At 58.0% G+C, this 12,555-nt stretch carries 11 protein-coding genes; all 11 read right to left on the reverse strand.

Going from position 1 to position 12,555, the window contains the following annotated elements; genetic code table 11:
- Positions 1 to 29 precede the first annotated feature (29 nt).
- Genes NITLEN_RS12090 through asnB form a run of 11 tightly spaced genes read right to left on the reverse strand, consistent with a single transcriptional unit; the run spans position 30 to position 12,549 of the window.
- A complete protein-coding gene (locus tag NITLEN_RS12090) occupies positions 30 to 1,922 on the reverse strand; it encodes a polysaccharide biosynthesis protein (protein WP_121989877.1) in 1,893 nt (630 codons plus the stop codon).
- A gap of 8 nt (positions 1,923 to 1,930) precedes the next feature.
- Positions 1,931 to 3,058, reverse strand: coding sequence for a putative lipopolysaccharide heptosyltransferase III (gene rfaQ / locus NITLEN_RS12095; RefSeq protein ID WP_181416836.1), 1,128 nt, complete (start codon positions 3,056 to 3,058; stop codon positions 1,931 to 1,933).
- Between the two features lie 9 nt (positions 3,059 to 3,067).
- Complete coding sequence (locus NITLEN_RS12100; RefSeq protein ID WP_146216174.1) at positions 3,068 to 4,291, reverse strand: glycosyltransferase family 4 protein; 1,224 nt, start codon at positions 4,289 to 4,291, stop codon at positions 3,068 to 3,070.
- 9 nt (positions 4,292 to 4,300) lie between these two features.
- On the reverse strand, positions 4,301 to 5,197 hold the full coding sequence (locus tag NITLEN_RS12105; protein WP_121989880.1) for a class I SAM-dependent methyltransferase: 897 nt from the start codon (positions 5,195 to 5,197) through the stop codon (positions 4,301 to 4,303).
- On the reverse strand, positions 5,194 to 6,015 hold the full coding sequence (locus tag NITLEN_RS12110) for a glycosyltransferase family 2 protein (RefSeq protein WP_121989881.1): 822 nt from the start codon (positions 6,013 to 6,015) through the stop codon (positions 5,194 to 5,196). The genes NITLEN_RS12105 and NITLEN_RS12110 overlap by 4 nt, the downstream gene beginning before the upstream one ends.
- On the reverse strand, positions 6,012 to 6,815 hold the full coding sequence (locus NITLEN_RS12115; protein ID WP_121989882.1) for a glycosyltransferase family 2 protein: 804 nt from the start codon (positions 6,813 to 6,815) through the stop codon (positions 6,012 to 6,014). Before NITLEN_RS12115 ends, NITLEN_RS12110 begins: the two co-directional genes overlap by 4 nt.
- Positions 6,816 to 6,824: 9 nt before the next feature.
- Positions 6,825 to 8,057, reverse strand: coding sequence for an O-antigen ligase family protein (locus NITLEN_RS12120; protein ID WP_146216175.1), 1,233 nt, complete (start codon positions 8,055 to 8,057; stop codon positions 6,825 to 6,827).
- A 35-nt stretch (positions 8,058 to 8,092) separates the two neighbouring features.
- The gene (locus tag NITLEN_RS12125) at positions 8,093 to 8,797 is read right to left on the reverse strand and encodes a glycosyltransferase family 25 protein (protein ID WP_121989884.1); all 705 of its coding nucleotides are present in this window, start codon (positions 8,795 to 8,797) and stop codon (positions 8,093 to 8,095) included.
- Positions 8,798 to 8,850: 53 nt separating this feature from the next.
- Positions 8,851 to 9,411 carry a sugar transferase gene (locus NITLEN_RS12130; protein ID WP_121989885.1) on the reverse strand — a complete coding sequence of 187 codons (561 nt, stop codon included), beginning with the start codon at positions 9,409 to 9,411 and terminating at the stop codon, positions 8,851 to 8,853.
- A complete protein-coding gene (locus tag NITLEN_RS12135) occupies positions 9,408 to 10,574 on the reverse strand; it encodes a glycosyltransferase family 4 protein (RefSeq protein ID WP_121989886.1) in 1,167 nt (388 codons plus the stop codon). Before NITLEN_RS12135 ends, NITLEN_RS12130 begins: the two co-directional genes overlap by 4 nt.
- 4 nt (positions 10,575 to 10,578) lie before the next feature.
- Positions 10,579 to 12,549: an asparagine synthase (glutamine-hydrolyzing) gene (gene asnB, locus NITLEN_RS12140; RefSeq protein ID WP_121989887.1), complete on the reverse strand. Its 1,971-nt coding sequence runs from the start codon at positions 12,547 to 12,549 to the stop codon at positions 10,579 to 10,581.
- Positions 12,550 to 12,555 lie beyond the last annotated feature (6 nt).

Here is a 12,555-nt window from a genome sequence, read left to right on the forward strand (position 1 = left end):
TCAACGATGGCGGCAGGAACGGCACTCGGTCAGGACACTCGTTGAGGAGCGGTCGGGGTAAAGCTGGGAATCCGCTGCCGGAGTTGCAGTAAAAGATCTTCTTCATTCCACTGCAGAAGATTCGCCCCAAGCTGATCCAACCAGGGGTCGAGATCGGCCTGCGCGAGCGGACAGACCGCACGATTGATCTTCTCATGTGCCGTGGATTCAGTCTGTTCACTTTCATCAAACAACTCTTCGTAGAGTTTCTCGCCCGGGCGCAGGCCGGTGAACTGAATATCAATGTCCTTCCCCGGCACCAAGCCGGAAAGCACGATCATGTTCCGAGCCAAATCCACAATCTTGATCTGTTCGCCCATATCAAGCACAAACACATCTCCGCCTTGCCCGATCACGCTCGCCTGCAACACCAGCTGCACCGCTTCAGGAATCGTCATGAAAAATCGTTTGATCTCAGGATCTGTCACCGTGATCGGGCCACCTTTGAGAATCTGCTCCGCAAACAAGGGGACGACACTGCCGTTACTCCCCAACACATTCCCAAAGCGCACCACGGTATATTTTGTCCGGCCCCGATGATTGAAGCCTTGGATGACTTGCTCCGCAATGCGCTTGGTCACGCCCATCACACTCGTGGGATTGACGGCTTTGTCCGTTGAAATCAACACGAACCGATCGACTCCTGCTGTCAATGCCGCTTCAGCGACGATACGGGTACCCAATACATTGTTCCGGACAGCCTCCTTAGGGTTCAGCTCCATCAACGGCACGTGTTTGTGCGCCGCCGCATGAAACACGAGTTCAGGACCCGTCTGACGAAACACTTCGGCCACCCGTTCAGGGACCGTGACATCGCCGATGATTGGAAGGACCCCAACAGTAGGAAAGGTCGCGCGCAACTCTAACAACAGGGCATGAAGGGAATTCTCATAGCGTTCAAACAGCACCAGCGACTCCGGCCGATAGGATGCGATCTGACGGCACAACTCCGATCCGATCGATCCTCCTGCTCCCGTAACCAATACCGTCTTCCCTTCGATCAGCGGATGCAATTCCTGTCGATCGGTCTGAATCGGTTCCCGTTGCAGCAAATCCTCCAGACGCATGGGCCTGACCTGCTGCAACGACACGGGATCTCCCAGCAACTGCCTCACATTGGGCAAAATCTTGATCGGCGCCGTACAGCCCTCTGACGCGGCAAGGATTCGCTGTTTCGAAGCGGTTGACGCAGAGGGCAGGGCCACAATAATTTCGTGTGCCTCCAAACGATCCGCAATGGACTTGATCTCCTCGATGGTTCCAACCACGGGAATCCCGTGAATCTTCATCTTTCGCTTCACGGGATCATCGTCGATGAATCCTACCGGACGGCTGTTGAAGCTGGGGTCAGACAACATGTCTCTGGCCAACAGTTCTCCGGCATGGCCGGCGCCGACGATGAGCACTCGGCGGACCGTCGGCGCCACGATTTGAAGCCACTCCCGAAACCAGCGCACCGCCAATCGAATCCCCGCAATATAGAATCCGCTTAGGAGCCCGGTCAGAATGATGATCGAACGTGGATACTCAGGCCACCCCAACCCCACATGAAATATTAGAAAGAAGGCGACAGATCCTGTCAGCGTCGCCCAAAATATCCGCCCCAAGTCATGCAGCCCAACATAGCGCCACAATCCACGCTGAATCCCGAACACCCGCAGCCCACCCCAGTAGATCACCAAGACAGCCGGCAGATAGCGCCACATCATCTGGTCAAATGGCGCATGAATATCGCCCTCGAACCGCAATACGAACGCAGTCAGATGCGCCGCCACAATTAGCCCCAGATGAGTGGCGACAACAAGAAGCGAGCGAAACCGCATGACCAGTTGGCCATACTTTCCCGCAACTGTATGAAAGACCCGCGTCGCAATGCGTCTCACGCTACTCCCTACACCCTCTCACTTTCGACAGGCTGCGGTGAACGGGCTTCCTGGTGGCCCAGCATACGCGCTGCGGCCTCAATCACTCGATGGATCGATAGCAGCTGCAGGCAATCGCTCACACTGTCGACGTGGCGCCCGCAGCCTTCGTGAAGGCATGGCACACAAGCGCCTTCGCCCTGCAATACAGCGACATTGCCTTGCCGTTGCGACCCCACCTTCTTCCAAGGACTTAGGGACTCGGCAGGCCACGCCTTCGGCCAAGGCCCCCACTTGACCGGATTCGAGGGGCCAAACAAGGCAATAGTCGGCACTCCAAGCGCCGCGGCCATATGAGTTACGGCGGTATCAGTCCCGACATACAATGCCGCCCGACTCAGTATGACCCCCAGCGCACGCACCGTGACCTGGCCGGTTAGATCAATAACATCGGACGGGAGCCCTTCCAATATTCGGGCAACCGTACCACGCTCATCTGCCGAAGGCCCTCCCACCACAACGACTTTTACCCCATGGTCCCCGAGCCATCTGCCTAGCATCGCCCATCCGGATGGAGTCCAAGCCTTATAGACAAACTTAGGAGTCACATGAAGAACAGCATAGCGCTCGCTCACCTCCAGACTCGGAAATACCGCTCGCGCAGCCGCCACATCTTCAGGTGCCCATGAAACAATCGGAGTTGGGATGGCAGACACTCCGAGCGACTTGAGTAACCGCAGATTCATAACCACCGTGTGCGTATCGTGATTGTCGAACGACTCCTGACCGCCAAGCAACAATCGCTTCCACCACGACTTCCGTTCAGGAGTGACGGCCGCCACCGAATGACGGCCGGCCGCCCAGGCATAAAACACCGGCCGATCACCGGGTAGAACCGACAAGCCAAGATCATAGTGGCGCCAAATCTTCGCCAACACTCCCAACGATGCCCATACAGAAGCTCTAGTGGATAGGGTCCACACGCGGCGGATGTCGGGATTGGCGGCGACCACGTCCTCCGTCCCGCTGAACACCAGCATATCGATCACGGCATGAGGGGCCGCGGCCTTTAACGAACGGACGACCGGTGTGGTTAGTAACACATCACCGATTCGCCTCGTGCACACCACCAGCACACTTTCATACGGCTTTTTCACCGCCACCTGCTATTGAATCGTTGTCGAGCAACCGTAAGCTCCTTTGACCGTTCCCGCAACTGGCCTATTCACACGCCTCAACTGAATGACGTCTTGGTAAGCTGCCGCAGTCACCGCTGCGGTCTGCTCCCAGGTGAGCTGCCGCATCAAGCGCTGTCCCTTCTCCGCCACCTGCTGCCGAACCTGACCGTTCATAAGGGTGAGCAACGCTGAGGCAATCTCCTCCGGGTCCTGAGGGTTCGAGAGAATCACCGCCTCTCCCTGTCGAATCAATTCGGCAGTCCCATTATATGTCGATGAACTCATCACGGTGGCCACTCCAGCCGCCATGGCTTCTAGCGGGGCAAGCGGACAGGGGTCCGCTAAGGTCGGCAGCACGTACACATCCGCGATCGAATAGATCCGTTCAATCCCGTCGACCAACCCCAAAAACCGAACCTCGGAACCCAACTGCAATCTATCGACAAGCTTCCTGTACGACGCGATTCGCTCCCCCCCTCCACCGGCAATAAGCAACTTGAACCGCGCACGCGGCACCTTGGCGAGTCCTTGCAGCAGCACATCCAATCCCTTCCGCTTGAACTCCGTTCCGACAAACAAGACCACGAGGTCATCGACTCCAATATCCCACTGAGCTCGCCTCTCATTTCGATCGTGCTTCGTCGCAATCCCAGTTGCCGGAGGGACCTCCACTCCGGTGTAGGCGAGCCTGAACCGCTCATCCGGAAGAGGATACTGAGCCTGGACATTTCGTTTGACCTGCTCCGACACGGCGATCACGACACGCGCTGGATTATCAGAAAACTGCTCCCGTTCCAACCATAACCACGCGAGCTTGCGAGGGCTCATCGTTAGCCAGCCCAGTATCCGTTTCCACGGTTTCTCTGCGGCAAGACCGGAGGACTTGAAACACGGCGATTGCACCGTCATCACATCAAAAGACGACACCTTTTCGAACGAATGCACCACATCAAACCCGTGCCCCACCGCCCGGCGACACGCATAGGAGAAAAACAGCTGATTCAACCAAGCCGGTTTGCGACACACTCTGGGAATCTTGTGGAACGTAATGGGCTCGGGCCCGTCGAACGCCCACTCATGCGCGAACACATGCACCTCATGGCTGACCGCCAAGCGTCGCACGACTTCCATCGCATACTTTTCCGCGCCCCCGGTGCGCAGAAACCGTTTGATCAGTACGGCAACTTTGAGCCGTGGGCAGAGAGTTGCCAATGCCACCTCCTACACCGGACACTTTCGAAGGAACACCAGCATGTCATGCCCTTTGCCGAACAGGCGTGCCGGCATCGCCAGCATTTCTGCTGCAATTTTGAGCAATCGATACATGACCCTGCCGGTTTCATGAGACTCCGATAGCGACACACGCCTCGTTTCGCTCCGCTCGATTTCGAATCCACACCGCCCCGCCAGCATGGCCAGCGACAACGGATTGAAAAAGCTGATATGGCCGCCGTGCGCCGCCACCTGAAAATATCCCCAGCGGGCGCCAATTAACCGGACCGTCCAACTCACGCCATTGCCCGTTCCCACGACGAGCATGCCATTCGGCTTGAGTATCCGCCCAACCTCTTTCAACAATGCGCCTGGATCCGGAAGATGCTCGATCACCTCCATCAAGGTCACCGCATCGAAGCTCGATGCCGGAAAGCGTGCCGCTTCAAGATACCCATGAAAGACTTTCAACCCTGTGCTCTGGGCAAACTCCGCCGCTTGCGCCGCAGGCTCGACCCCTTCGGCGCCAAACCCGTGCGTCATCGCGCTTCGAAGCAACGCCCCGCTGGAACACCCGATATCGAGAAGCCTGACATCCGTTCCCGGCTCGGAACGAATTAGAGTTCGCAGCACCCCGAACAACTTGGCGGCCCGCGCGTCGTGCCTGCGCTGCGAGCGCAGAGGCGGAAGGGTCCCTCTCGGCGTATCGAACTCTTTCATCGAACCGGTATAGGCTACCGCTGTAATTTGACTGACAAGCTGGCCACAGGCCTGGCAGCGCCGCAACGGCCCTTCCGGCAAGACAATCGATGTATCTACCAATGCCTCCGAGCACCCGACCGGACAGTATTCGATCAACCGCCCGCGGACAACCGGACCGGCATCATCCCCTTCGCGATCGCTCATTTTACCTCCATCAGATACCGACTGAGCCCGACAACCGCTTCTGTCGCCTGCGTTCGCAAGACCTGATCCAATCGCGCCCGGTTCTCCTCCAATCGGCTTCGCGCCTGCTCTTGATGCCACAAATGAAACACCGGCGCGGCATAGCGCGCAGACTTGTGTTTGACGCCGATCCGTAATAGCCGAATCACCAAATCAGAATCCTCCAGCCCCCAGCCTTCATACGACTCATCCAGGCCGTTCACCCGCAAGAGATCCTTCCGCCAGACCGACAGATTGCAGGTCTTCATCCCTTCCCATCGGCGAGGCGCCCACTTGCGAAACGCGCCATCCGGCAATGACAAGAGCGGCAGGAGGCGATTGATATCGCGACCGGCCCAGGCCTGAACCCACCGGACCCATGACCATTGATGAACAGGAAGAGGCTCGCGCAGAACTCGCTGCGTATAACCGGCGGACAACAGGACCCGATTCGCGCCGAGAAAATAGTCCGGCTCCGCCAAGCGCTTGTGCGCCCGAACAAACTGCCGGGACGGAATACAATCCCCGTCAGTAAAGATAAGATAGTCTGCGGTCGTCGCGGCGACGGCTCGATTGCGAATGGCCGCGGCACGAAAGCCTCGGTCCTCCTGCCACACATGGCGAACCGAATACGTGCTCCGACGCTGATACTCCTGAATGACCGCAGCGGTCTCGGATGTCGACCCGTCATCGGCCACTACAAGCTCAAAGTCCTGATCGGTCTGCGCCTCAAATCCCGCCAAGACCGCACTCAAGGCATCGGGACGATTATAGGTCGTGACAATGACCGCCGTGTTCATGCCGATGGAGACCCGCCGGGCCGGCGCAGCGGAGCCTGCGTGGGCAACGGCCAGGATTCTTGTTCCTCATACCGCTTCGCATAGCGGTAAAACGTGCCTTCGAAATTCCCAAGCGCAATCACAAAACCAGGCCAGCCGTCCAGGAACCCCTTCTTAAATATATAATGCTTGATGAACGACCAAAGGCCATGCGCCAAGGCTTGCCCCATCGACACGCGCTTGCCTGCGATCTTCAACACCCCGAGCGTGGAATAGCGATTCGCCTTCTTGAGCACTTCTTCGAAGTTTCTGAACGGAACCTGCCAGATCGCATGCTGCAATCGTCCCACCGGTTTTGACGTGAGCAATTCATAGCCTTCATGAACCGGAGACTCCACATATTTCATCGCACTCTTGCGAAAGAATTGCGGCTGTCTGAAATTTGGATACCAGCCGGAGTGCGTGACCCATTGCCCCATGAAATAATTCCGCCGAGGCACGAGGTAGGCATCATGCGCGGGTGACCCGGCCAGCAACGCCACAATTTCATCCCGAACTTCCGGCGTACACTGTTCATCAGTGTCGATACTCACAATCCACTCATGTGTACAAGCGGCGATAGCGCGATTGCGCAAATGACCGAATCCTTCAAACGGAATCTGGACGACCCGCGCCCCCATGTCAGCCGCGATCCGATCCGTTCCGTCCGTGCTGGCCGAATCCGCTAAAATAATTTCGTCCGCCCATAGGACACTATTAATCGTGGCCGCGATTTTGCCGGCTTCGTTATAGGCAATGATGTAAACAGAAACTTTTTGCATGTCGTCTTTCTAGAGATCCCGTGAGATCTCGGCATCCCGCCGCGAGGCAACTGACGGCAATTCGACGGCCAGCAGCACGCCAAGAAATGTGGCCAGCAAGTGTCCCTCGGCAAACGTTCTGAAATGCGAGCTAAACAAGCTCGTCACGCACCAGCCCATAAGGATGGCGACGGCCAGTTGATGATAGCGACGCGGCGATTCTCGCTCGCGAACAATCGCCGCAATCCATACAAGAAAGAGCACCAGCCCCGCAATGCCTTGTTGAATCCACACCGCCAAATACTGATTGTGCGGATCCGTCGTGCGCAGCGCCCGCCAGTCGGAAGCGTCATATTTCTTCGTCACATGGTCGCCATAGGCCTGCGCGAACCCTCCGGTCCCGACGCCCAAAAGCCAATGCTCCCGGAGGACCTCCAGACTGTTCTGATAAAATACCCGGCGGCTTCCGAAATTCGTCAGATGGTCCGACTGCTCAGCCGTTACCCATTGTTCAACCCCGGCATCGACAATAGTCTGCATGCGTGGAGATGCCAGATACGCAAGCCCTCCCACAAGGCACAATCCAACCACTCCCAACACCGCCTGTGCCCGCGACGCGTTTGAGAAAAGCATGACCGCAAGGCCGCACCCCAGCAGGGCATATCCGCTTCTTGAATTCGTGATGAACACAATATTGGCCATATAGAGCGCCGCCAGCACCGGCCACACCCATGGCGGAACATCCAGATGCTTCGGTTCGCGCGTCAGCCAGACGCAGATGAGAGCGGCGCAGGCGAAGGCCATCCCTTGCGTGCCGGAATTTCTCAGTAATTCTTGCGGCCCGCGCCATAATGAAATCCCTGACAGCGTGGAAAACCACGACGCCACCACGGCAACACCCGTACCGATGAGAAACATATAGAGAAACCGATTCTTCCACCGTGCATCGTCAAAAAGCGCCAACCCCACAAACAGCCATAGGATCACACGCCATTTATAGAAATCCATCCATCGCTCGCGCCACGGTACGGTGGCATACGCCATCGCCACCACGACCATCCCGAGAAAAATCATCCCCCAAACGCCCAACGGCCGCGCAAGCACCGACCGGAACCGGTCGACCGCCTCTCCGCTGAACAGAAAGGCAACGTACGCTGCGATCAATGCAACCGTGGCGACCGACGGTGAATACAGCAGACCGACGCCGGCAATAATCGCCATCACCCGGGCGAGATCGATCATCTTATGGGAGGCAATGTTCACTCGATCCTTACCAGCGAGAGGAAGACACTACCGAATCAGTAGAGATACTTCCGGCGAAGTTTCTGCAGCGCCGCCGTGATCCGCCGGACAAATTTGGGAGGCGCAGGCTCCAACACCGATTGGAAGCGACCATTTTTACTCCCTTGTTCGACAATCGGAGGTTCGAGCCAATAGAGCTCGATGCGACGCTCTCGGTCAATCTGCTCAAATAGATTATCGATCGGCAAGGGGATCCCATGGGCCTCAATCCATTCGACTCGCTGACTCGCCACATGGCTTCCGAGCACATACGCCTCTCCCAACCGCCCGCGATCAGACTTGTACAAACGCCGGCCTGGGACCTTCAACCGCCGAGGCGTATAGAGATTTCCCCCGCTGCCGATGAAGAGCACGTGCGGAGATGTGATGGACGCAGATTCTTGGAGCGCCGCCTGAAGCTGAGGAACAAATTGCGTGGCGAGGAGCGCATCGTCTTCTAGAATCAGCGCATGCTGCCATTTCCGCTCGACGACGAGGCGCAACGCCTGAAGATGCTTGAGCGCGCAAGACCGCTGCCCAGGACTGAGCAGTTCATTCTTAAAGTATCGCGCCGTAATCGCGGCGTCCAAATCGGCGACATCGTAGGAATGGATAAACTCGTAAGCCAGACCAAGCGGCTTCAGTTGCCGCTCGATACTCTGCCGTCTCTCGACGAAGTTTCTTGGATTGATAATCAGAATGCCATCGAGCCTAGTCCGCATCGCCCGCCCGTCTTCCTCTTCCCGCGCCGCCGCGTTTCTAGTGTCTGTCCTGCTCAATGCGCCACCCCATCACGGCGAAGCACCTTGACGAGCGTTAGCCACAGGATTCGCAGATCGAACCAAAACGACCGTCGACGCAAATACTCCGCATCCAGCTTCACTTTCTCAGGGATCGGCAGCTCATCACGTCCGTTCACCTGCGCCCAACCGGTTAACCCCGGCATCAGCTCGTGCACGCCGTGCTCGGTCCGCAAGGCAATGAGATCATCCTGATTGAATAAGGCAGGACGAGGCCCGACAAAACTCATGTCTCCCCTGATAATGCTCCAGAGTTGCGGCAATTCATCCAAGCTCGTCTTACGCAGCCACGACCCAATCGGCGTGAGATACTGCGCGGGATCCGTCAGGAGATGCGTCGCGACCGCAGGAGCTCCAACCCGCATACTCCGAAACTTCGGCATGTGAAACACGCCATTCCGTCGGCCCACCCGGTCACTCCAATACAAGACCGGACCCGGCGAGGTCAGCTTCACCGCCAGGGCGATCACCCCGATCGGCAGCGCGCAGATCAGCGCCGCCACCAGAGCCAACGCACGATCACCCAGTCGTTTCATGGCCAAGCGTCTTGAATCATTGCCGGAGCGGGCGCGGATGGCCCGAGCAACTCACGATACAACGACAGGAACGCTGCGCTGATTTTTTTCGACGAGTGTTCACGCATCACAAATTGCCGGGCCGCCTCTCCCAATATCATCCGCTGCTCCGCATTCCCGACAAGCCCCGCAATCGCTTCGGCCAAAGCGGCCGCATCATGCACCGGAACCAGCAATCCGGTTTGCTGATGGTGGACGACCGACCGGCAACCAGGCACATCCGTGGCAATGACGGCTTTCCCGCAGGCGGCGGCTTCCAACAAAACCTTCGGGAGTCCTTCCCGATACGACGGCAAGACGACCAGCGTCGCCTGGCCAAAAACCGTTGGAAGATCCTCGCGATGTCCCCACCATTCAACACCATACTCCCGTATCCACCGCTGAAGCTGCGCTTCAGGAATCGCAGTCGGATTCCCCTGATCGCATCGCCCGACCAATACAAAGCGGGCGCAGACCCCTTGTTTCTTCAGCTGAGCCACCGCCTCGACAAACTCTCCGACTCCCTTATCCCACAACATGCGCCCTACTAGCATCACAATGGGATCGCCGGAGGGCGGCTCGACTGGAACAAATCGATGGAGATCGACCCCCGACCCTGCAATCAGACGAATTCTCGACGGATCGACGATATGCTCCTGTATCAGGACATCCCGATCATCTTGGTTTTGCACCACCACGACGGATCGGCTGAGTGCAATAGCCCATCTGAGCCCCCGTTGAAGGATGGAACGGAGAACGGACGTATCTTGCGGCCGGTCGGTAAATGCATAGCCCAACCCGCCAAAAACATTGATCACCACTGGGATGCGAGCCACCCAGGCAGCCAACGATCCGTAGAGCACCGGCTTCATGGCCACATGCTGGACGATCTGCGGGCGGACTCGGCGATAGATCCGCACGAGCTCAAACAGCGTTCTCAATTCCCTGAACGGATTGCGCCCCTCCCGCAGCATCATGATCGGAATGAGTTCGAAGCCTTCCTGCCGGATACGCTCGGCATGGGCGGTCACGCGCGTGGCAACCGTCACGTCATACCCGGCTTCGCGCGCCAGACGAGCGAGATCGCGGCGAATCTCCCAAAACGTCCAGTCTTCCGTAATCAGAAATAGCAGGCGTGGCCGCATATCCCTAACGCTCATTCCAAGCCTGGAACATCAGCACATTCCACAGTGCATATTGCCAATTCCGCTTGCCTGACAAATGCTCAGCCCATCGCTGCCGAATGGGACCGGGATGAAAATATCCCTCCCGCTTCAACCGCTGCGCATCCAACAACGACTCAGCCCAGTCTCGCAGCGGACCGCGAAGCCAGGAGTCCAGCGGGACCCCGAATCCCATCTTGGGCCGATCAATCAATTCCCGTGGCACATAGCGATCGAGCACCCGGCGCAACAGCCATTTCCCTTCGCCTGCGGTCTTGATTTTCATCGAGAGCGGCAGGGTCCAGGCAAACTCCACCACGCGATGGTCAAGGAGCGGCACGCGCGCTTCAAGACTGACTGCCATACTGGCCCGGTCCACCTTCGTCAGAATATCGTCAGGCAAATACGTCACCAGATCCAGATACATCATGCGCATCGTAAACTCGGGAAGCTTGGCCCAGGAGGACCGGTCGGTCAGCGTCGTCCGCGGTTCAACCGCCCCGATAGCGGCTTCCATCGGCTGCTGCCAGAGCGACACCATGCGCAGATACATCGCGTCTGGATCTTTCGCCGCCAGCAGACCCGCTAGCTTATGCATCTGCTCACCGGGCCGCTGAACGGACGGCAGCACAGAGGAGAACCCGCGATACAGAGCCTCCCATCGGTCGGGAGACACAGCCTGAATCAGTGCACCGAGACCGGCCCGCGCGGGCTGAGGAATCGGAGCGAGCCGGCGCCACAATCGGCGGCTCCAAAAGTAGCGATTGTAGCCGCCGAACAATTCATCTCCGCCATCGCCAGAAAGGGCTACAGTGACATGTTTCCGGGCCAACTCCGAAACCAAAAAGGTGGGAATCTGAGAAGAATCGCCGAACGGCTCATCATACATCGCCGCCAGCTTAGGAATAACTGCGCGAGCCTCTTCCGAAGCCACATAGAACTCAGTGTGATCGGTCCCGAGATGCGCCGCAACATCCTTGGCGTAGCCCGCCTCATTATAGGCGGCTTCATGGAAACCGATCGAGAAGGTTTTCACCGGCACCGGACTCTGGGCCTGCATCAATCCCACGACCACGGAGGAATCAATCCCGCCCGACAAGAACGCGCCGAGCGAAACGTCCGCAATCATCCGCAGCCGGATTGCCTGGCGGAGCAGTACATCAAGCTGCTCTTCCGCCTCCGCCTCCGTACCCTGATACGGCGAGGCCACTCCGCGTTCCGCCACCTCCCGTGCGGACCAATAGCGCACCGGCTTCCAGGTGGCCTGCTCGTCATCCGGCGAAGGAGAAAACCCCTCCCTCGTGCGCGCCAACTCCGGCGTCACCGTGAGAATACAACCGGGCATCAGCTTGTAGGCATGCTGGAATATCGAAAAGGGGGCAGGCACATACGCCAGGCGTAAAAACAGCGTCAGCGCCCCGCGATGCAACTGAGGATCAAACTCCTTGACGCACCGAATCCCTTTTAACTCCGACGCAAAGACAAATGTCCGTCCCGCCCATCCGAAATAGAGCGGCTTGATGCCCAACCGATCACGAACCAGACTCAGTTGCCGGGTTTCACGATCCCACAATCCAAAGGCAAACATGCCGACGAATCGGGCCACCGCTTCTTGCAGTCCCCAGCGCTCGATAGCCGCCAGCATGACTTCCGTATCGGAATGTCCGCGAAAACGGGCGCCCTGCTCCTCCAACGCACGCCGGACCTCAGCGAAGTTGTAGACCTCGCCATTGAACGTCATCACATAGCGCCCGCTGGCCGACACCATGGGCTGGTGCCCCTCTGGGGACAGATCGAGAATCGACAGACGGGCATGACCAAGACCCAACCCGGCGGCGGCCTCAACCCAAGTGCCCGAGTCATCCGGACCACGATACCGCATCGTCTCGATCATCTCGGAGACGAGGGGCGCAGGGTCGGCCGCCCGAGAATTCAATACACCGGCAATCCCGCACATAGACAG

Source organism: Nitrospira lenta, assembly GCF_900403705.1.
GTDB classification, from domain to species: Bacteria; Nitrospirota; Nitrospiria; order Nitrospirales; family Nitrospiraceae; genus Nitrospira_D; species Nitrospira_D lenta.

Bases quoted from the DNA above. Each gene is read 5' to 3' on its own strand.
- NITLEN_RS12105 (WP_121989880.1), bottom strand. From the start codon at position 5,197: ATGAGCGATCGCGAAGGGGATGATGCCGGTCCGGTTGTCCGCGGGCGG.
- NITLEN_RS12110 (WP_121989881.1), bottom strand. From the start codon at position 6,015: ATGAACACGGCGGTCATTGTCACGACCTATAATCGTCCCGATGCCTTG.
- NITLEN_RS12115 (WP_121989882.1), bottom strand. From the start codon at position 6,815: ATGCAAAAAGTTTCTGTTTACATCATTGCCTATAACGAAGCCGGCAAA.
- NITLEN_RS12125 (WP_121989884.1), bottom strand. From the start codon at position 8,797: ATGCGGACTAGGCTCGATGGCATTCTGATTATCAATCCAAGAAACTTC.
- NITLEN_RS12130 (WP_121989885.1), bottom strand. From the start codon at position 9,411: ATGAAACGACTGGGTGATCGTGCGTTGGCTCTGGTGGCGGCGCTGATC.
- NITLEN_RS12135 (WP_121989886.1), bottom strand. From the start codon at position 10,574: ATGCGGCCACGCCTGCTATTTCTGATTACGGAAGACTGGACGTTTTGG.
- asnB (WP_121989887.1), bottom strand. From the start codon at position 12,549: ATGTGCGGGATTGCCGGTGTATTGAATTCTCGGGCGGCCGACCCTGCG.